This is a genomic window from Paenibacillus sp. FSL L8-0638 (assembly GCF_038593075.1).
Classification (GTDB): Bacteria; Bacillota; Bacilli; order Paenibacillales; family Paenibacillaceae; genus Paenibacillus; species Paenibacillus polymyxa_D.
The window spans coordinates 2,568,353-2,589,171 of record NZ_CP151960.1 but is presented as its reverse complement, the minus strand read 5'-3'; the positions used below and the strand labels follow the sequence as shown (position 1 = coordinate 2,589,171).

The 20,819-nt window shown below is 42.3% G+C and carries 23 protein-coding genes; 6 read left to right on the top strand and 17 right to left on the bottom strand.

Going from position 1 to position 20,819, the window contains the following annotated elements:
- The first annotated feature begins 12 nt into the window (after positions 1–12).
- From MKY35_RS11635 to MKY35_RS11625, 3 genes are read left to right on the top strand one after another with little or no spacing between them, the layout of a single operon-like run.
- A complete protein-coding gene (locus tag MKY35_RS11635; RefSeq protein ID WP_342446442.1) occupies positions 13–1,221 on the top strand; it encodes a Ger(x)C family spore germination protein in 1,209 nt (402 codons plus the stop codon).
- Between the two features lie 6 nt (positions 1,222–1,227).
- On the top strand, positions 1,228–1,455 hold the full coding sequence (locus tag MKY35_RS11630) for a hypothetical protein (protein ID WP_342446441.1): 228 nt from the start codon (positions 1,228–1,230) through the stop codon (positions 1,453–1,455).
- 13 nt (positions 1,456–1,468) lie between these two features.
- The gene (locus MKY35_RS11625) at positions 1,469–2,569 is read left to right on the top strand and encodes an endospore germination permease (RefSeq protein WP_342446440.1); all 1,101 of its coding nucleotides are present in this window, start codon (positions 1,469–1,471) and stop codon (positions 2,567–2,569) included.
- A 55-nt stretch (positions 2,570–2,624) separates the two neighbouring features.
- Here MKY35_RS11625 and MKY35_RS11620 read toward each other — a convergent pair whose 3' ends face one another.
- Both MKY35_RS11620 and MKY35_RS11615 read right to left on the bottom strand, forming a co-directional pair.
- Complete coding sequence (locus tag MKY35_RS11620; RefSeq protein WP_342446439.1) at positions 2,625–3,317, bottom strand: pseudouridine synthase; 693 nt, start codon at positions 3,315–3,317, stop codon at positions 2,625–2,627.
- Between the two features lie 115 nt (positions 3,318–3,432).
- Positions 3,433–3,630, bottom strand: a complete 198-nt coding sequence (locus tag MKY35_RS11615; RefSeq protein WP_029515083.1) for a DUF3934 family protein — start codon at positions 3,628–3,630, stop codon at positions 3,433–3,435.
- A 210-nt stretch (positions 3,631–3,840) separates the two neighbouring features.
- Between MKY35_RS11615 and MKY35_RS11610 the strand changes: the two genes are divergently transcribed.
- A complete protein-coding gene (locus MKY35_RS11610; RefSeq protein ID WP_039274565.1) occupies positions 3,841–4,269 on the top strand; it encodes a VOC family protein in 429 nt (142 codons plus the stop codon).
- 91 nt (positions 4,270–4,360) lie between these two features.
- On the opposite strand, the gene MKY35_RS11605 is transcribed toward MKY35_RS11610, so the two are convergent.
- Positions 4,361–4,732: a helix-turn-helix domain-containing protein gene (locus MKY35_RS11605; protein ID WP_029515086.1), complete on the bottom strand. Its 372-nt coding sequence runs from the start codon at positions 4,730–4,732 to the stop codon at positions 4,361–4,363.
- A 234-nt stretch (positions 4,733–4,966) separates the two neighbouring features.
- Between MKY35_RS11605 and MKY35_RS11600 the strand changes: the two genes are divergently transcribed.
- Positions 4,967–5,542: an NAD(P)H oxidoreductase gene (locus tag MKY35_RS11600; RefSeq protein WP_029515088.1), complete on the top strand. Its 576-nt coding sequence runs from the start codon at positions 4,967–4,969 to the stop codon at positions 5,540–5,542.
- A gap of 162 nt (positions 5,543–5,704) precedes the next feature.
- On the opposite strand, the gene MKY35_RS11595 is transcribed toward MKY35_RS11600, so the two are convergent.
- The 4 genes from MKY35_RS11595 to MKY35_RS11580 all read right to left on the bottom strand — a co-directional run bounded on the left by MKY35_RS11595 (position 5,705) and on the right by MKY35_RS11580 (position 9,328).
- A complete protein-coding gene (locus MKY35_RS11595) occupies positions 5,705–6,712 on the bottom strand; it encodes an iron ABC transporter permease (RefSeq protein ID WP_342446438.1) in 1,008 nt (335 codons plus the stop codon).
- Complete coding sequence (locus MKY35_RS11590) at positions 6,709–7,734, bottom strand: iron ABC transporter permease (RefSeq protein ID WP_342446437.1); 1,026 nt, start codon at positions 7,732–7,734, stop codon at positions 6,709–6,711. The genes MKY35_RS11595 and MKY35_RS11590 overlap by 4 nt, the downstream gene beginning before the upstream one ends.
- Before the next feature lie 33 nt (positions 7,735–7,767).
- Complete coding sequence (locus MKY35_RS11585; protein WP_029515092.1) at positions 7,768–8,751, bottom strand: ABC transporter substrate-binding protein; 984 nt, start codon at positions 8,749–8,751, stop codon at positions 7,768–7,770.
- A 127-nt stretch (positions 8,752–8,878) separates the two neighbouring features.
- Positions 8,879–9,328 (bottom strand): Imm63 family immunity protein, encoded by a 450-nt coding sequence (locus MKY35_RS11580; RefSeq protein ID WP_342446436.1) that lies wholly within the window; start codon positions 9,326–9,328, stop codon positions 8,879–8,881.
- An 86-nt stretch (positions 9,329–9,414) separates the two neighbouring features.
- Here MKY35_RS11580 and MKY35_RS11575 point away from each other — a divergent pair, with 86 nt between their 5' ends.
- Complete coding sequence (locus tag MKY35_RS11575) at positions 9,415–9,636, top strand: hypothetical protein (protein WP_342446435.1); 222 nt, start codon at positions 9,415–9,417, stop codon at positions 9,634–9,636.
- 32 nt (positions 9,637–9,668) lie between these two features.
- Here the strand turns inward: MKY35_RS11575 and MKY35_RS11570 are convergent, their stop codons facing one another.
- From MKY35_RS11570 to MKY35_RS11525, 10 genes are all read right to left on the bottom strand, one after another.
- A complete protein-coding gene (locus MKY35_RS11570) occupies positions 9,669–10,595 on the bottom strand; it encodes a phosphotransferase family protein (protein ID WP_342446434.1) in 927 nt (308 codons plus the stop codon).
- Positions 10,596–10,797: 202 nt separating this feature from the next.
- On the bottom strand, positions 10,798–12,819 hold the full coding sequence (locus MKY35_RS11565) for an NAD(P)/FAD-dependent oxidoreductase (protein ID WP_342446433.1): 2,022 nt from the start codon (positions 12,817–12,819) through the stop codon (positions 10,798–10,800).
- Between the two features lie 288 nt (positions 12,820–13,107).
- Positions 13,108–13,638, bottom strand: a complete 531-nt coding sequence (locus MKY35_RS11560; protein ID WP_342446432.1) for a hypothetical protein — start codon at positions 13,636–13,638, stop codon at positions 13,108–13,110.
- A 141-nt stretch (positions 13,639–13,779) separates the two neighbouring features.
- Entirely contained in the window at positions 13,780–14,655 is an 876-nt protein-coding gene (gene aguB / locus MKY35_RS11555; protein WP_342446431.1) for an N-carbamoylputrescine amidase, read from the bottom strand.
- A gap of 29 nt (positions 14,656–14,684) precedes the next feature.
- The gene (locus MKY35_RS11550) at positions 14,685–15,716 is read right to left on the bottom strand and encodes an agmatine deiminase family protein (protein ID WP_342446430.1); all 1,032 of its coding nucleotides are present in this window, start codon (positions 15,714–15,716) and stop codon (positions 14,685–14,687) included.
- Positions 15,717–15,834: 118 nt separating this feature from the next.
- Positions 15,835–16,386, bottom strand: a complete 552-nt coding sequence (gene yfcE / locus MKY35_RS11545) for a phosphodiesterase (RefSeq protein WP_029515104.1) — start codon at positions 16,384–16,386, stop codon at positions 15,835–15,837.
- Positions 16,387–16,739: 353 nt separating this feature from the next.
- A complete protein-coding gene (locus tag MKY35_RS11540) occupies positions 16,740–17,120 on the bottom strand; it encodes a VOC family protein (protein WP_342446429.1) in 381 nt (126 codons plus the stop codon).
- A 229-nt stretch (positions 17,121–17,349) separates the two neighbouring features.
- On the bottom strand, positions 17,350–18,765 hold the full coding sequence (locus MKY35_RS11535; RefSeq protein ID WP_029515108.1) for a glycoside hydrolase family 1 protein: 1,416 nt from the start codon (positions 18,763–18,765) through the stop codon (positions 17,350–17,352).
- A gap of 211 nt (positions 18,766–18,976) precedes the next feature.
- Entirely contained in the window at positions 18,977–19,585 is a 609-nt protein-coding gene (locus tag MKY35_RS11530; RefSeq protein ID WP_029515109.1) for a DUF1349 domain-containing protein, read from the bottom strand.
- A gap of 35 nt (positions 19,586–19,620) precedes the next feature.
- Positions 19,621–20,529: an ROK family protein gene (locus MKY35_RS11525; RefSeq protein WP_342446428.1), complete on the bottom strand. Its 909-nt coding sequence runs from the start codon at positions 20,527–20,529 to the stop codon at positions 19,621–19,623.
- Positions 20,530–20,819: the final 290 nt, after the last annotated feature.

The following is a 20,819-nucleotide window of genomic DNA, read 5'->3' as shown; positions in this document are numbered from 1 at the left end:
GAGTAGACCATCATGAACTCGTATCGATCCACCATTTTATTACTGTTTATGTGCATCTGGCTAATGGTGTTTCTTACGGGTTGCTGGAACAGTAAGGAATTGAGTGCAATTTCCGTCGTGATGGCTCTGGGCATTGATGCAGTTGATGACCAATATGAAGTCAGTTTACAAGTGGTTGACCCATCGAAAATGTCGCAGAATTCCCCCATGGAACGGACGCCAACGATCGTTTTTTCCAAACGCGCCGATACCATATTTGAAGCTATTCGAAAATTAACAACGGAATCGTCCCGAAAAATGTATATGTCTCACTTAAAGTTTGTCATTTTTGATGAGAAAACAGCAAAAAAAGGAATAAAGGAGCCGCTGGACTTTCTATTTCGTGATCATGAAGTTCGGCCTGATTTCTATTTGGCCGTTGTCAGAGGAAACTCGGCAAAGGAGGCCGTTACTTTTGTAGCTCCAACCGAGATCTTGCCTGCAATGGATATGTATAAGGCGTTAAGGCTTTCTGAAAAAGCATGGGCTCCAACTTCCGCGGTCAATGTGAAAGATATTTTAGAGAAATTTACAGAGGATGGCATTGAACCGGTTCTCACCGGTATTCGACTGACAAACGTAGAAAAAGGTCTAACTATTGATAATGTGACAAAGTCGCCCCAACATGTTAAATATTTTTTTACTGGAGTTGGTGTTTTCAAGGGCGACCGACTTATCAATTGGATGGATGATTCACAAAGTAAAGCCTTTACATATATATCCAACCGTGTTTCCAGCACCGTAGCTTCCATCGATTGTCCGAATTCCAAAGGTAAATTTGTTGTTGAAGTAATCCGTTCCAAAGTAAAGATGCGTCCAGAAATAATAGACCATGAGCCGCACATTTCTCTTATTGTGGATACAGAATCCAATATCGGAACGGTCTCGTGCAATGCCAACCTTAAGAATGAAAAGACATTTAGAGATCTTCAAGAATCAGCTAAAGAGCATCTGGAACAGTCTTTGAAGGAAGGCATTTCGTACGCACAACAAATCGGTTCCGATATATTCGGGTTTGGAGAAGCTTTTCACCGCAAGTTCCCACGTGAATGGCATAAATGGAAAGAGGATTGGCCACAAAAATTTCAAACGCTTAAAGTGGATATTCAGCTCAATTATCGTTTAGTCCGGTTCGGAGACATTACCAGTCCAATTGATATGGGAATACACAATCAGGAGTGAATGCATATGCTTTATGTGATTCTCGTAACTTCCATTTTAACATCTTTGTATGAGTTTAAAAAATTTAAGGAGAAACAATATGTGCGTGAAATTGTATTCAGCTCGATATTGTTGATTATAGGCGTTATGTTGATTATCCTACGGATCGCCAACATTAAACTGCCGACTCCACTGACGGGCATTCAAATCCTATTTCAACCAATAAGTCGGCTACTTACAGAAATGTTATCTTAAGGGGGGTATTGGAATGAATTTCAACTTGACGGTTCGACAAGCTATTTTGTGGTTTGCATTGTATCAAATAGGAAGCGCATATCTGGTGCTCCCAGCGGCAATTACCGTTGTCGCTAAACAAGATGCCTGGCTCTCCATCCCAGTCTCCTTAGGTTTCCATCTGTTATTGATACCTTTATATGCCTCCATCGCTAGGCAAATACAGGGGAAATCTTTTGTAGAGCATCTCCGTTGCCTCTTCGGTCCCTTGGGCGGGACGATCAGCATCGTTTTCATTTTTTTCTTTCCCTTTCTTGTGTTCATTATGACACTTCGAAATCTGGGCGACTTTATCACGATAGCTATTATGCCGGAAACTCCCTCCGAAGCGATATATTTCATCATGCTAATAGTCATTTATTTCGCCGTTCGATCAGGCCCTGCTGTAATTGGCCGTTGTGCGGAAATCCTGTTTTTTTTCCTTCTTGCTCTGTATCTTTTGGTAAGGATTACCCTCCTTCCTGATACCAACATAAATAATGTGCTCCCTATTTTCGAGCATGGTTTGAACCCTATCGTTCTCGCTTCGTTTAATTTGTTTGCCTTTCCCTACCTTGAAGCAATTCTGTATCTTTTTTTTGCACAGTACATTCCCGATCCAAAAAAGTGGAGAAAGACAGTGATTACCTCTGCATTGATTAGCGGCGGCATGTATTTTTTCATGGTTCTACAAATAATCGCCGTGATGAGTGAAGGTGTTGTATCTAATTTGACATTTCCCACTTATTTTATTAGCCGAACAATCAGTAACGGGGAGTTTCTTCAACGGTTTGAAATTGTTGTTGCAGTGTTCTGGTTTGTCACCATATTTTTTCGACTCGCACTACTTTTATATGTTTCAGCGCAAGGGCTTGCAGATGCTTTTCGTCTTCGAAGCGCTAACTCTCTCTTAGTTCCTCTGATCCTAATCGCATTGGCAATGGTTCACTCTATTTGGCCAAATATGCAATTTTTAATCAAGTTTTTTTCAGTATGGCCTTTTTACGCCATGATTTTCGGTATCGTGTTTCCTATTGTGCTATGGCTGGTGGGTAAGGTAGGCGGCTCGCTAAAATTTCGTAAAAAGTATCACTAAAGTTGCGTTGGCCGTATGAACATACTGTCCTTCAAATAAACTTTTGTTGTACTCATTATTGCAATTTAGCAAGAAGCAACTCCAGTTCCTCCCTCTCAAGATGTCTCCATTGCCCACGCTCCAGATGATCTAAGCTAATATTCATAATTCGAACACGTTCCAACTTTAGCACCCTGTACCCCAAGGCCTTACACATTCTGCGAATTTGCAAGTTCAGACCCTGCGTCAAAATAATGCGGAACTCGTATTCGCTTGTACGATCAACCTTGCACGGTTTGGTAATAACGTTCAATATTTCAACGCCACAAGACATAGCCTGCGTAAACTCGTTTGTAACAGGTTTGTCTACAGTTACTACATATTCCTTCTCATGACCATGCTCGGAGCGCATCATTTGATTGACAATGCTTCCATCGTTGGTTAATAGAATGAGTCCCTCTGACGCTTTGTCCAGCCTGCCAATGGCAAAAATCCGCGAAGGGTAGTTAACATAACTAATAATATTACCAGCAACCTGTTCTGCTGCAGTACAAACAATGCCTATAGGCTTATTCAGAGCCAAATATACAGGTTCACTGGAATTATGCGGAATAACTTCCCCATCAATCAGCACGATATCCTGTGGCTCTACTTCCGCGCCCGCTTCACAGACAATGCCATTAATCGTAATTCGTCCTGCTGCAATCAGTCTGTTGGTTTCCCGACGTGAGCAGAATCCTGTCTCACTGATGTACTTGTTAATTCTCACGATTCACCTGCTTCTGATTATAATATGTGAGTTTAAATAAAATAATTAAAAAAACACCTGATTGTTCTTGCTTAATCAGATGTTCGCCGTTTACGACAACTTATACTTTCCCGGCTTATTTGCTACTGTTGCCGCCGTTTTTATTCCTTGTTGGTTTGGCAGTGCCGCCTTTTGTGCCACCTGCCGCTTTGCTTCCCGGTGCGCTTGTAGAAGCGCTTTTTGTCCTTACTGGCTTCGCAGTTTTGTTCCAGCGTGTCCATCCCTTACTACCTGTGCCTCTGCCGGTCCCGCCGCCCTTGCTTTTTCCACCCATATGATCACTCCATTACTAGTCGTTCAGATTTAACTAAGCTATCATACCATTACTTTGAATATAATGCCCATTTGTTTTAAAAATTGAACATGTTAAGCCGCAAATACTTTCGCAAAACGGATCTTACTGTATTTTTGTTAGTTTGCAGGTTAATAATGAAATAAGGCCATATAGTATGGAAAAATAATGATCCTTAAAGGAGTGAAACACATGTCTGTTGATGTTTATCTTAACTTTAATGGAAACTGTCGTGAAGCAGCGGAGTTTTACGCAGAGGCATTTGGGACTGAGAAACCACAAATTATGACGTTCGGTGAAGCACCGCCCAATCCCGATTATCCTCTACCAGAAGAAGCCAAAAATCTGGTCATGCACACGCGGCTTCAAATTGATGGTAGTAATGTCATGTTTTCAGACGTTTTTCCTGGTATGCCATTCGTAGCCGGAAACAACATCAGCCTCGCCATCGTCAATAAGGACGAAGAGAAAATTCGATCGTACTTTCATAAATTAAAAGAAGGAGGAACCGTAAACATGGAACTTCAAGAAACATTCTGGAGCAAATGTTACGGTAGCCTTAAAGATAAGTTTGGAATTGAGTGGCAATTGAGCTATGACAACGGAATGACCGACAGTTAGTCTGTTATATTACCCTGCGATAGTGAAGCCCTCGCAAGCTAATACTTTGTGAGGGCTTAATATCAGCTTAAAGTTACTCTATACAGCAGCCTTAGAATTCTTCCAAAACCTTGAATTTGTCTCCATGAATCTTATCCAGGTGATCCTCTCCCCAGTAGCATAAATGGTCTAGCGCGGGTTTTAATCCCCAGCCGTAGTCCGTTAACTCATACTCTACTTTAGGAGGGATTTCATTATAAACCTTTCGTGTAACGATCTCATCCTTTTCTAGGCCTCTGAGCTGAGTGGTCAGCATTTTTTGTGTAATGCCGGGTATTAACCGACGAAACTCAGACGTTCGTTTCCGTCCTGTCATCAGATGGTAGATAATTAAAGGCTTCCATTTCCCTCCCATCACCTCTAAAGCGGCTTCCACTCCAACTTGATACTTCTTTTGAACCCTATTTTTTGTCTGTTCAGTCATTTCTTAATCCTCCTTTAGAAGGCTTCGTTTGCTCAGAACAACCCATCACTTCAATTCATTACTCAGATCAGTTTCTAGGGAATCTACCTAGGGCACTTCCATGTTCCTATGGCACCTGTATCATCCTATAGAACTTAGAAGTGCGTACTTCCAGATTATTTTCCTACTGTATATAATAGCATCAAGCATTGAGCATTCCTAGAAGTAAGCTATTGAGAAAGGTAGTGAAGAAGCATGAAAGTATTAACCGTTGTTTCACACCCGAGAAAAGATTCCTTGACCTTTAAGGTTGCTGATCGTTTCGTACAGGGTCTTGCCGATGCAGGCCACGATTATGAGATATTAGATTTGCATGGGATTGGTTTTGATCCTATTTTAAAAGGAGTAGATGAACCGGATTTGACAGTTGCGGAACAGTCCTTTTCCCCTGAAGTAGAAATGGAAATAAGGCGGATGAAGGAGCATGATGCATTGGCATTTATTTTTCCACTTTGGTGGTGGAATTTGCCAGCTATGCTGAAGGGTTATATTGACCGTGTATGGAACAATGGGTTTGCGTACGGTTCGAATCACCTGCATCATCAGCATATCTTGTGGCTTGGCTTGGCCGGCGTTTCGAAAGAACAGTTGAAAAAGCGTAACTATGATGAAATGATTACTCATTTGCTGAATGTGGGAATTGCAGATTATTGCGGAGTTTCCAATTCCAAGGTTGAATTCTTAGATGAGACCCTGAGTTCAAATTCCGGTCATTTTGTAATGCTGCTGGACCAAGCTTATCACTTTGGTTTGAATTATGGTAAGGATTAGGCTTTATTTACAATCCCCTCCGACACGAAGGCCGGAAATCCTAACAGAATGCGAGAAAGAATTATCTTTCCGCAAGGAGACCTAAGTAGTAACGCGAAAAAAGACATTAACCCAGCCATATTTTGCATGGACATGGGTTAGCGTCTTTTCATTATTCTGCATTTAACTAGCTTTCGACAGCAAGTAAAGGAAATAAGGGGTAACCAGTATGGTGATAATAATTCCGGTTGGAATATCTGCACCAAAGCTGATCGTCCGAGTAAGTGTGTCAGCAATCAAAATGACGAGTGCACCAACTAATGCTGTCGTAGGTAGCAATAGCTTATGATTGGGCCCTACTAGCTTGCGCGCTAGATGGGGACTGACCATGCCTACAAAAAAGAAATTCCCTCCAAGTGCCACGCTACCAGAAGCGAGCGCAACGGCAGCAATCGTCAAGCCGATAAACTCCCTTTTAATTGCTACACCGAGGCCCGATGCTGTCTGATTCCCCAAATTCAACGTATTGAGTGTGTTAGACCTGTAAAAAACGTAAAAACAGATGATAAACACCCACGGGAGCAGCACCATAATATAGCTCCAGTCGTCCCCCCACAGGTCTCCAGCCTGCCATCTCAGAGCAAAGTCATACTGTTGCTTGTCTAGCCGGAGTGTCAACATCAGAGATAATGCGCTGTAGCCACTCCCCATAGCGACACCGGTTAAAATTAGGCCTGTAGGCGAGATGTCTCTTCCCCGCCTGAAAGCAAACATAAAAATCAAGAAAGCTGCCGTGAGGCCGCCTGCAAAAGCTAACCCTGGAAGAAGGATCGGCGATAGCAATCCTTCACTAGCGAACAACGTAATATACATAAGTACAAATAGCCCCGAGCCTGAGCTGATGCCGAGTGTCCCCGGACTGGCCATGTCGTTTTTGAGCAAGCTTTGCATGATACAGCCTGATATCCCCATGCCAATACCTACCAATATAGAAAGCACAATACGTGGCAGTCGAAAGTCAAACACGATCAGGTTCTGTTTGCTCGTTCCTTCGCCCATGATGACCTTGAAAACTTCGAGTGGAGAAAGGTTCATTTTCCCAACATTCATACTGATTACAGCCACTAGCAGCGTCAGCACTACTAACAGTAAAATAGTGCTAATCCCCCTGGTATTACGGGACAGTTTCAACTAAACTCCCTCCTCTGCTTGCGCACAAGGTAGAGAAAATAGGGTACGCCCACCAAGGCAAAAATAATGCCAAGGGGTGTTTCGTGAGGACGATTGATCAGTCGTCCAAGTAAATCCGCCCCCAACAGAAAGACTGCTCCATACAAAGCTGAGGCCGGGATAATATACCGATAATCCGTTCCGACCAGATGGCGCATAATGTGTGGCACGATCAAACCCACGAAGCCAACAGGACCGACCACAATAACCGATAACCCCGTCAGAATTAATACAATTAGGGTTGAAAACAACTTAATCCTATTGGCACGAATACCCAAGCCTGATGCTACATCCTCCCCGAAGCTCAAAATCGTAATTGAGGGAGAAAGCGCGATGGCACAGACCAAACCCACTACAAACAGTGGAGCAATGAAAGCTAGTTCACCCCACTTGGCACTGGCTGTACCACCAGCAGACCAGTAATCAAGGGCTTGGCCAATCTCATACTTAATAGCGATAAACGTACTAAATGCACCAAAAAGCATGGAGATGGACATTCCTGCCAGTACCAGTCGCTGAGGCGTCATGCCTCGCTTGCCTATAGATGCGATGTAATACGTAATGCCCGTAGTGATTGCTGCACCTAGGCAAGAATACAGCATGGTTTCTCCGTAGGTGCGACCAGGCAAAAAGGCCATACATAACGCAATAGCAAATGTCGAGCCTGAACTTATGCCAATGAGTCCCGAATCCGCTAGTGGATTACGAGTGGTTCCCTGCATAATCGCCCCACACACAGCCAAGCTACACCCTACAATGATATCTGCCACGGTGCGTGGAAACCGCAAGGTGTGAATAATCTGATGTTCCGTCATGTTAGGATCAAACTGAAATATAGCCCCCCACGCCAGCTTCAAGCTCATTTCCGCAGCACCAAAGGTAATGGATGCTGCGGTAACCACCAGAAGCAGGAACACGCCCATGATCATGCAGCCTATAAAATGAAATATTCCTTTTTTATTTGGTTCTTTGTGAGTAGACATCGATTACACCCTTAGTTGGTCAATTATGCATCATTACTTCGTCTGTTCCAGCAATTTGCTAATCATATAATCTAGCTGTCCCGTCATACTAGCAACGTCCGAATAATAGAACAGTCCTGCATATTTCGCTGGAATTTCGATGATATGTCCATTTTTAACGGCTGGAATGCTGCTCCAGATTTTTGTCTTCGCATATTCGGATTCCTTGCCTTCCTGCTTAAACCAAAGGACATAATCTCCAAAGTATTCAGCAGCTACCTCGTAGGATAAAGAACCACGATTCTCTCCGGAGTTTTTAACCAATGTGTTGAGCTTTTCCGGTTTGTGAAGTCCAAGATAATTGTAAAGCAACGTTCCTCCGCGTGAGCCTGTTTCATAATAAATTCCGTAGGAGCCACTGCCCCAGTCCTCGAAAATGCTAAACGTTTTGTCCTTGAATATGTCGGAATTTAGTTTTTCTTTGGCCTGACTCAGCTTGCTTTCAAACAGTGAAATCACTTTGTCCGCTTCTGCTTCATGTCCTGTGGCCTGACCAAGAAATTTCAAACGTTCTAGGGAGGTCATTTTATCCTCAGGTATCACAAGAACAGGCGCAATTTTAGACAGCTTATCATAATCCTTTGTATCATATGTAATGATAAGATCAGGATCATACTTCATAATTTCCTCAGTTTCCCACTTTTCAATATTGGGGACGTCGTTAAACTTATCGTAAAAAGGCATCGTTTCTTGTTTCCACCCCATGACTGCGGCCGGCTTAATCCCTAGTGTAAATACATCGCCAACATACCAGTTCACGACTACCCGTTGAGGATTAGCGGGCACCTTCACATCTCCTTTTACCGTAGAGACTGTACGTGTATCAGAATCACTGCTTACCTCTTCCTTCGTGGACGACGCGGATTTAGCAGATGAATCAGAGGAGCTGCCAGCATTCCCACAACCTGAAATAACGAAAATCACTACGAATAGTGCACATAAAATCATGTGAAACTTCTTGTTCATCATACGATGCATGTTGTAAATCTCCTTTGAAATATAGTAAGTGCAAGCATACTTAAAATTAATGATATTGATAATCATTATCACTAATATAAAATTGTAAATTTTACCTCACTGATTGTCAACTGTTTCTTGTTTTGTTTTACTTTAATGGGTTCTCCAGTGTTGCTCTTCTATTCGCTTCATGCCATTCCTGATAGATTCCTCCAATTTCATAAAATGCTTTGTTCATTGAAGTTGTCAGCTCCTTCATGATCTCCTTTGTATATTTTAAATGAGTATTTATGTTATCCACTTTATATTTGCGAAGCAGATTCAGATGGGCAATGATGTGAATTGTATCTTCGATGATCCAATAAATCACATCCTCTTCCTCTTTCGTAAGCTTGTTCAGCATCTGTATGCCTCTTTCATACATTTGGAGCGTATAACCCCGCTTGCTCACTTGCACATACGGACTCAGATCATCATAAAAATCCGTACGGAAAGGTCGTCTTACATATTGCTCATACTGCTCTTCATATATTGAAGTTTGTTCAAGCAGTTTAATCGTCATATCTATGAGTTCTTGTTCGCTATATATTTTTTTCATCAGATTTTCCCTTCCCTCTCTCTACTAAATAAATTCAAGTCATATGGACGAAAGCATCGGCTATTCTATGGGTAGTGGTATCCCTGATGTTCAATGGAACGTACGCGCTCGCAGCTTCAGCAACATCAACGTTTATCGTTACGTTTCAACAAGCAACCTTGGTATCCAACGATCACGTAGGCAACGATTGGGCCATTGCTGTCCAGGTGGCAGGTCAATCCATTAGTGAAGGTAACAGCGTAAAGGTCTCCTCCGTTTCTGCCAAAGGTTATACCGTTAAGTTAAGAGTGACGATAATAGAATGCTAAAAATAGACCGTCACTCCCAGGAGCAGCGGTCTTCATATTTTATAAGTCCGGTAACTGGGCAGGTACCATTTTGGTATATAGGATTGAAAGTCATCATATGCCTCCAATACCTCTTCAGCTCGTTGCACCATATCGTCTACCTCTTCTTTGCCAAATGGAATGGCCCAGTGGATCGATGAAAGCTGATTGCTTGCAATATACAGAGCCATTAATCTAAAAAATAAATCAGGTACATTGTTATTAAAATAACCGTGGATTCGGCCCGAAGCGAATAAAGGACTTAATGCTGCACACCAGGTAATTCTATTGAATTCTTCCCAAGGATCACCATAGTCCATTCTATTAAAATCGATGATACCCAGTTCACCAGATGGGGTAACCACCATATTGCCCACATGATAATCCCCATGCTGAAATGTTTGAGGACGATTTTCTAATAGATGACGGTTTTGCTCAATAAAGCTTATGGCTTGATCTGCTCCCTTTAAGAAAATACCACATGACTTATAGTTTGTAATATACCTGTTGATTTTGCCATTATAATGTTCAGCCCATGGGACTCGATCTGGCTCTGCATGAATCTCATGCATTTTTTTCAATGCCTCTCCTGCTTGAACTCCAAGTTGATACTGTTGTGCTGCAGCTAACGTGGGGATCATCTCTTCAGCATCTTTCCCTTCGATCCAGGTGAACAAGGAATATACAGATTGACCCTCATTACAAAGCCCAAATTCAAGCGGCCGGGACATGAACAGATTCTCCACGTGATTCAGCTTTTTTACAGCTTCAAACTCGCGTTTCTTTTTATCATAATGAACCATATCCGCCATTCTTAGCAGCAAGTCTCTACCATCAGTGGTTTGAATATAATATTTTTTGTCACTGGACCAGCCTCTATGAATCTCTTCCACGTTGCTCCACGTGCTGGCACCCGGTATTTCACTAAAGAGTTGATTCACGCTCATCCCCCCACGTTAAAATAGCCTTACTTACTTACTAACTTACTATATATGCTTTCCATAGTTTACCTTCGTAATGACAGAGGAATCAATCTTCTTCCAGGAAAAATTCAAATAAAAAAGGCTGAAAAGACAAGCTGTCTCTTCAACCTCAATATTCACGGAGTTGCCATCGTGAACACCCATCACTTATATTATAAAATCAGTAAGAATACGAAAACTCATGTTTAAATTCGTCTACCCGTTGAATGGTTTTGAGAATATTGCGACCTTCACGTGTACCATCAATAATACGGCGAGCTTGTTTACTATCCCCGATATTAATAACTTCTACTTGATGTTTTTTACCATATTCGAGCAAGCTGTCCATCAGCGGACTGTATGAACGCATACCCAAGCATACGAATCCAAGATCAAAAGGAATCTCAAACTCCTGTTCTCCATGCTTTACTTTGAAACGGTCGCTACACACTTCTGTCAAAGCTGTTTCCGTATGGACGTTCACTTCCCGCTCCTCTACCATTTTCATCATGGAGATCCGGGTAATCATATCCAGATCTTTACCGAGTAGCGGCATCATCTCAATAATGGAAACCTCTTGTGCTCCACGCTCTGCGTAATATTCGACCACATCCAGTCCCACAGCTCCGCCACCAACTACAGCAATGCGTTTACCTTCATACTCCTGGAATTTCTCCATGTTGTGCAAAAGATCAAAGATGGAGAACACTTTTGTCCCCGGTTTGCCCAGTTGCTCATGCAAACCTGCAATGGGCGGAAGAAGTGGTATGGCCCCCGTCGCATTGACAATAATATCAGGATTCAGGGCACTTATCATCGCCAAATCGGCTCGGGTCCCTGTTACAATGTTCAGATTGGTTAACTGTTTGGTGCGTTGAATCAGATAATCAGGGAAATCATTGATGCGTGTTTTGTCTGGCAAGCGGGCAATATCACGGGCCAAACCGCCCAACTCTGGTTTCTCCTCAAAGAGGGTTACTTTGCAGCCTACTTCAGCTGCCGTACATGCTGCTTCCATCCCAGCGGTACCCCCACCGATCACAACAACTTGAACGTTGTTTTTTACACGTTGTTTCCGGTATTCAGCTTCCTTGAACAGATCCGGATTTACCGTACAGCAAATCGGTTTACTTTTGGAGATACGATGATCCGCACAACCAATGTTGCAAGAGATACATTTTCTAAGCAAATGTTCGTAGCCGTTTTGCACTTTAAGCACCCAGTTCGGTTCTGCAATCAAGCCTCTACCCATAGCCAGAAGATCCGCGTCACCTCTCTCCAAAATGTCCTGCGCAACCTGTGGGTTCCGAATATTACCTGAGGTCATCGTGACCTTCCTGAATTTTTCTTTTACTGCTTTGGCCATATATGAGCGCCAACCATCAGGCAAGTTCATCCCGTCAATCTGGAACTGGATGGAATCATTCAGAGCAGCAGAAACGTTCAGAATATCTACCTCATCATTAAGATACTCCAATAACTCGAGTGTATCTTCCAGTGTGTTCCCACCTTCTGTGAACTCTTCCGCGCTAAAACGTAAGCAAATAGGGAAAAATGGGCCCACCACTGAGCGAATTTCATCAATGACTAATCTGGCAAAACGGGTACGGTTTTCTGCGCTGCCGCCAAATTCATCCGTGCGTTTATTATACATCGGCGAAAGAAACTGACTCAGCAAGTAGGAGTGTCCCGCATGAATTTCAACACAGTCAAATCCTGCTCGTTGCGCTCTTCCCGCTGCTTCTCCGTATTTGCGCACAATGGCGTAAATTTCTTCTTTTTGCAAAGGTCTTGGAATCGCTCCGCCCTTTTTAGAAGGAATATTGGAAGAAGATACAGGCTGAATTCCGTTCAGTCGTCCCGCATAAGCTGAAGCACCCGCATGGTTAATTTGTACAGAAACACAAGCTCCATAAGAGTGTAGGGCTTCTGTTAATCTGAACAGTCCGGGAATAAACTGATCGTTATCCATACGCAACTGGGTTGTTCCGTTTGTACCCATTGGGAAATCCAGACAAACATTTTCTACTGTTATCAAGCCGGTACCACCTTTGGCCCGTTGCACGTAATAGTCAATATGATCCTGAACAAAGCTTCCGTCCATGGCAGCAAAGTTAGTTCCCATCGGGGGCATAACAATCCGATTTTTCAAGGTCATGCGTCGTATAGTTAGAGGTTCAAAGATAGCAGGATAGTGGTTCATTGTTCTTCCTCCTTGCGAGTGTACAAATTTCATGTTCAAGTTTCCATTAAAGCATTCTCGTATGTGATTTTTTTCACTTTTGGGAATATCGAGATGTTATTGAGTACGATCATTCCTTATGACTTGATTTTATATCATCTAATCCATAAATTCTAATGCTATTTTATGTACTAAATCATAGTTTCAATCTATAGATTAACTGGAGTTATAAATAAAATAAAAGAGGAACAATCCTGTGAGGAATGTCCCTTTGGTGTGGAAAAATCATGCTTATATTCCGGTACCCACCTAACGAGCTGTTCTTTTGAAACCGTTGGGTACACGCTCCAAAATCCCTTCCCTAACATATCTGTCCAGCAATCCACACATTGTGGCATATCCATTTTTTCTGAGTAAAGGTACGTAGGCTGAGGCTTTAGGAGAGGTATTCAGATATTTAAGGAAAAATCCTTCGTCGATGACCTGGGTATCGTAAATATAAGCCTCAATAGATGTATGCCGTTCTGGGTGATGCTCCCCAATATTCATAAACAGACAATGATCACCATGCAAATCAGCTGACCATATTCCATCAATAATCAAGTCTGTTTCTTTCTGTTCCAGCCATTCAAACTGAGTTGGGAACGGATCGAACTCAGAAGGTCTGAATTGGTGGGTTTCGGTAGCCATTCGTTCACATAAACGCTGAGCAGATAGTGTGTATTCGTCCCACAAGCCCAGAATAGCCATATCTCTTTCACTCGAGTATTCCCACTCTTGATCCTCTTCTGTCGAAGTTGGGAACTGTGCGAGTGATTGGTCTATCCCCTTATGTCTCATTGCTGTTTTCTTTCCTCCTATCCATCACTAGAAGTGTTCCATTCAGAAACCAAAAATCCCCTGCCCGAAAAGCCGGGTGAGTCCAATAAAAGGAAACACCCCGGCTTGACGTCAAGGGAGACTTGTCTATCCGTATCAAGATTATACTTTTAAATCACCATCATAGGTGGCAATCATATTGTACAGTTCAGGGCGACGGTCACGGAAAATGCCCCATTCAATCCGTCCTACTTCCAGCTCATCCAGGTCAAATTCAGCAGTAAGCACTTCTTCATCGGTACGACCCGCTTCTGCGATCTTGTTACCTTGATGTCCGGCAATAAAAGATGAACCGTAGAATGTAATACTGGAATCTTCGTCCGTTTCAGTTCCGATCCGATTGGAAGCTATGACTGGAATCAGGTTGGAAGCCGCATGACCCAGCATGCAAGTCTGCCAGTGATCCTTGGAATCAATGGCAGAATCCTGCGGTTCCGAGCCGATAGCTGTCGGATAGAACAAAAGTTCTGCGCCCATGAGCGCCATACAGCGGGCCGCCTCAGGATACCATTGATCCCAGCACACGCCTACCCCAATTTTGGCATAACGTGTATTCCATACTTTAAAACCGGTATCGCCCGGATTAAAATAAAATTTTTCCTCATACCCAGGACCGTCCGGGATGTGGCTTTTGCGGTATTTACCTAACACTTCACCGTCTGCGTCAATGACGGCAAGACTGTTGTAGCGCGCGTAGTTTTTCTTTTCATAGAAGCTGATGGGCAGCACAACCTGTAATTCATTGGCGATTTTCCTAAAATGGTTAACCGCTTTGTTGTGCTCCAGCTCAGTGGCATATGAATAATAATCAGACTTTTCCTTCTGGCAGAAATATGGAGTCTCGAACAACTCCTGTAGCAAAATAATTTGTGCGCCCTGCGCAGCCGCTTCACGTACTAACTTCTCTGCTTTACTAATATTTTCTTCGATATTGGTAGAACAGCTCATTTGAGTTGCTGCAACTTTTACTTTTCTCACTTTAGTCCTCCTTTTAGATGTTGTATCGTTCAACGCTTTACAGCAGGCATCTGCTGGGTCGTACAGTGCACGTTACCGCCTTCACGGATGACCGCCATACCGTCTACAGTACGAATGGTGCGATCTGGAAATACATTTGCCAGCACTTGCTCAGCTGCAAGATCACTCTCAGCGGCAGTGCCGCCAAACACTGGCAAAATAATACCGCCATTCACAAAATAGAAGTTAATATAACTCAGTGTCAATCGGCTGTCTTCATAATCCACACGCGGCGGCTGACCGATTCGAATCACTTCCAGCTTACGGCCTTTGGCATCCGTTGCTTGCTCCAGAATGCGCAGGTTTTCCTGCGTGATTTCGTAATTTTCATCCTCAGGATCATCACACACTTGCATAATGACCTTCCCAGGAGCTGCAAAACAAGCAATATTGTCCACATGACCGTCTGTTTCGTCGCCACTAAGACCACGTTTTAGCCATATTATTTTCTCGGCACCTGTATACTCACATACATGCCGTTCAATTTCTTCTCTGCTTAATTCCGGATTTCGGTTGGAATTGAGCAAACACTCTTCGGTTGTAATCAGTGTGCCTTCGCCATCTACGTGCAGTGAGCCGCCTTCCATCACAAGCGGTGCATCAAACCGTGGAACTCCAAGTTTGTCCAAAATTTGCGGTGCAACCTGGTCATCCAGGTCCCATGGGGCGTATTTGCCACCCCAGGCGTTAAACTTCCAGTTAACACCTGCCAACTGACCATGCTCGTCTGTGAGAAAAGTAGGGCCGTTATCACGCAGCCACGCATCGCTGTGCTCAATCGGCAGCAGTTCTACCCGTTCCCCAAGTTCAAGCGTCTTAACGCTCTCCAAATCTTCCGGATTTACGACCACAGTAACTGGTTCAAATTCCGCCATGGCGCGTACAATTCCGGCATAGCCCTTGCATACATCAGCATGCATATCCGGGTAAACCATTGAAGATTTTACAGGCCAAGAAATATACGTGCGTTCATGTGGCGCCCATTCAGGCGGCATCTTATAATGTGAATCCTTAATTTGCATGTATTGAAGCTCTCTTTCTTTTTCATAATGTAGACTCCGCTCCTATCATACAATAATATGATCTTTGTCTCAATCGAAGCGGAAAACTTTCAATAATTTACATTCACATTGGAGTAAATTACTTTGAAAACGTGATTGCTTTCACTGTATTCCCATCAAAATCCTTCACAGTGAATTGTGCACCCTCCAGCACACCGTAAGAGGATGGATAGTTTTCTTTTGGCAGCGAGATCGAACCGGGGTTCAGTATAAAGATCCCATTTTCCACATCCGCTACCGGAATATGAGTATGTCCCTGGATAAACACATCTCCCGCTTCTAGTGGTGGTAAATTTCCGATACTAAAGCCATGTCCGTGCGTGACATAGATTCTCCGTCCTTCATGGTATAGCAAAGCATAATCACCCATCATAGGAAACTCCAGTAGCATCTGATCCACCTCTGCATCGCAATTCCCACGCACAGAAACGGCAATGTGGGACTTGTGCTTATTCAACAGTGCGGCCACTTCTGCGGGATTATACCCTTCTGGTAACGGATTACGTGGTCCGTGGTACATATAATCTCCGAGCAGGACAAGACGATCGGCTTTCTCCTCTCTGAACTTTTCCAGTGCCAATTGCAACCAGTGCAGTGAGCCGTGAATATCTGATATAAACATCAATTTCATAATTATTCTTTCCTTTCTGAATAGGCTAAAAAATATTCCACTTAAGCACATTATTACATTATTCCCTAAACAAATCTGTGCAAAAATGTTCTTTCGTTTGGTCATACTCTTTTTAAGACAATAAACTACAGCTCCGAGTGAGCTGTAGTTTATTGTTATTCCTTTTATATTTGTACTTATCATCTTCGGTGATTTTATGGATGACCCTGCAAGGGTTTCCAGCCGCAATCACACCAGAAGGCACATTACCACCGATCCATCCTCGCTTCGCTTATTTAGATACAGAAGTCAGATTTCTTTTAAAGCTTCATTGTAGGATTCCACATGCTCACTCTTCAGAACTGGAAAGCTACTCACATTGAAATTTCCACTAAATTACCTTCTGGATCTTTAATTACGCTTTCATAATAGCCGTCACCTGTCAATCTTGGCTGACCCACTACTTCATATCCTGCATGCATGAGCTGCTCTGTCTTTTCATTCACCAGTGCTTTACTTCCAACGGAAAATGCCACATGAGCCCATCCAGTAATATTGATCTGTGGTGAATGATCTACTCCCGTTTTGCGCATAACTTCTAACCTTGCTCCATCCTCAAAAGTGATAAAATAGGACTCAAACCCTTTTGTCGCATTATAATATTTATCATTAGATTTCCCATTAAAGTATTGCTCGTAAAAACTCTTCATCTTTTCTAAGTCTCTCACCCAGATCGCTACATGCTCAATCTTCATTATTTTCCTCCTTCTGTAGCCTCATCATTAAAAATCATTAATTTATACTGGACTCAATTTTCTGTATAGTTATTATTAACGTTTTAATAAGTCTTAATATATATTAGTAATTAATTTTTGTCCAATTCTAACACCCCTAAAAAATTAGCGACCGCTTCGTAAAAGAAAAAAACGGTCGCTATCTATAAGCCTTCATTTATATATAATTAATCACTGGATTATTTATAAATTAACGTTTCAAGCTTTCACCGTTCGTAGCAATAACTTCTTTATACCAATGGAACGATTTCTTCGGATATCTTTCAAGTGTACCGCTGCCATCATCATGACGATCTACGTAAATGTAGCCATAACGTTTCTTAAGCTGAGCGGTCGATGCGCTAACAAGGTCAATACATCCCCAAGACGTATAGCCCAAAACCTCTACTCCGTCCTCAATAGCTTCTCCAACTTGAACCAAATGATCATTCAGGTAGTTGATCCGGTAGTCATCTTCAACCGTTTTTTCGCCTTTTTCATTTGTAATCAGTTCATCAACGGCGCCCAGACCATTTTCAACGATGAATAGTGGTTTTTGGAAGCGATCATAGAACGTATTCAGGACATAACGTAAACCTTGCGGATCAATTTGCCAGCCCCACTCACTTGCCTCAAGATGCGGATTGATGACACCACCCAGGATATTACCTTCACCTTTGACTTTTTTAGCTTCGTCAGCTGTCTCACAAGTACTCATATAATAGCTGAACGAGATAAAATCAACGGTATGCTTCAAATCTTCGGCATCACTTGGTTCAAAGTGAATAGTAATTCCGTTTTCTTTAAAGAAACGTTTCATGTAACCTGGGTATTGACCTCTTGCGTGAATATCCGCAAATGCCATGTTTCTGTGATCAAATTCCATTGCAGCAATGACATCGTCTGGATTTGGTGTCAGCGGATAAGTAGGCATACTCAGCACCATACAGCCAATTTTGAAATCAGGGTTGATCTGATGACCGATTTTTACCGCTCTTGCACTCGCTACAAGCTCATGGTGAATAGCTTGATAAAGATCTTGCTCACTAAGTTGATCTTTTGGTGTGCTAATTCCTCCACTCATGAATGGTGCTTCAAGAATGGAGTTGATTTCATTGAAAGTCAACCAGTATTTAACTTTATCTTTGTAGCGATTAAATACAGTTGTAGCATAGCGCTCATAAAAATCAACAAGCTTACGGTTTACCCAACCATCGTATTCTCTGGACAAATGTAAAGGTGTTTCATAGTGAGATAGTGTAACGAGTGGCTCAATTCCATATTTGTGAAGTTCATCAAACAAATCATCATAAAATTGCAAGCCTTTTTCGTTAGGCTCCAGTTCGTCACCTTTAGGGAAAATACGTGACCATGCGATAGAAGTACGGAATACTTTGAAACCCATTTCCGCGAAAAGTTTGATATCTTCTTTATAATGATGATAAAAATCAATACCGATCAATTTCATGTTATCTTCTGTGGGTACATCCGTAACGGGCCCCCAACCACCACGAGGAGTTACATCCTGAATGGACCAGCCTTTTCCATCTTCTTGATAAGCGCCTTCGAGCTGATTAGCAGCAACTGCTCCGCCCCACAGGAAATCTTTTGGAAACTGTGTACTCATATTTTCTCCGCCTTTGCTGATGTTTTTTATTAACTAGGATAGAAACACGTTACCCCTATGCAAATGTGTTATAAAGTACTTCTAATTGAATCTTAAGGTTTGTAACGCGTTTCATGTCAAGTTTTATTTTAAAAACATCCAGAGCTTATCATAGTATTATCTCCAATAATTACCCCCATATTTATAACTCTTCTATTATTGAGTAAAATGACTATTCTTCAAATGGCGGATCTACATGAATATCTCTATCTGGTTCAGTACTTACCCAGCGTGTAAAGATAACCTGAAAGCCGGCTCGAGTCGGCGCGCAGGCAAAAGGACCTGCCTGTTGTCCCGTTTCATAAGGAAAACGTGCTACACGTACAGTGCGCCAGCTTTGATTTTCGGTTCGGGCTCTAATGATAACCGCGTCCTGTAGTTGTGAAGCACGGATCGTGACATTTTTCCCTACCCAATCGGGTACAGGAGCTAATGACCAATCGGAATAGCCATCTGTGACTACGACTGCCAGCTGAGGAATTCCGTCATTTAATTCGATTCCGGCTTTAATCCACTTTTGTTGTCCTTGATACAGCATTATACCGGCCTGATCGTAAAGCTCCGTAAATGAGCCTAATTGAAACGTGACTTCGATGGCAGAGCCTTCTTCCCAGTCTGTAAGCAGGGAATGTCCGCTACTGCGTTCAAACCCATACAAAGTTTTTTCCCAGTAGTCGCTTCCTTCTCTGGTTTCAACTTTAAGGAACTGGTCTTCTTCTATGGATGATACAGGATGATTAGTCCATGTCCCTGTAGTCCATGCAATCGATTTTTGATTCATTAATCTCATCCTCTCATGCTTTATTGAACGATGCCCTATTTCCTTTTCTCCACCAATTGCAAATTGTACGTCAGACTTTCAAGGGTCACCGAAATCAACCCAAACATGTATTCATCATGAGTATCGTTTTTCACAAAAATTTCGGGCATATGTTCTTTGGGTACATCTTTTAGACAGCCGTTATAAATATCGTCCAACAGATTCGGCTTGGATAACTCTCCAGTCAAAGCGATAGATACAGGGTCTATAATCGCAATAATGGAAGTTATCGTTTGGATCGCCAGAGGAACAAATCCCTCTGTGCTATTTAACTGTTTAAGCTGTTCCTCTCTTGTTAAATCAAAAGGTAAGAAGGAAACTTCCCCCGCAAATTTGGTATTTCCTTTTAACAAATGTCCATCGACAATAAAACCCGCTCCAGGGAAATTGTCTTTTGGAAACGTAACAATAGCAAAGGTTTTATCCTCATCATAATTCTGCATGTTATAAAATCCGTAGACTGTTAAATGCATATCATTTTCAATGGTAACTTCTAATCCGTATTTATCTTGAAGCTGTGGACCTACAGGGACTCCTATGAGCAGGTCGAGATCACAAACATCGATAATTCCTTGATGAACAACCCCGGGGATGCCAATCCCAATGGCTTTGACGTTTCCATAGTTATTAATCAGCTCTCCAATTTGGGTTTCTATGACCTCATAATCAATATGAGGCACAATGGAAGTATTCTCGATGATGGTATCACCAAGCAAATTAGCAACAGCATAAGTAAGAGAATGTATACCGCCTTCCGTTTTCACATTTAAACAGATAATATAAGAATAATCAGCGTTATATTTGTACCGTCTAGCCGGACGTCCGCCGTTCGACTCTTCCAATTCCGTCTCTAATACTTCCCCGGTTTGAAGAAGCTCATTCAGAATATTTCCGCAGGTTGCCACACTAAGACCTGTGATACTGGCTATCGATGACTTGGTTGCATATTCCTTGGATTTCAGTGTGTTTTTAACTAACTCTACATTAATTTGTTTAACCCGAATGGTATTATTGGAGACTGGTTGTATTTGAATACACTCCTTTTCCAGTATTTATTAAAAGGTTTATAATAAGTTGTAATATAACGCTCTGCCTGTAAAAAGTCAATTTGTACTCATTTGGATAAGAAAAAACGGAGTACCGCAGATTCTGAACCATGGGTACCCCGTTTGATTTATTTGTTTTAAACTGATTA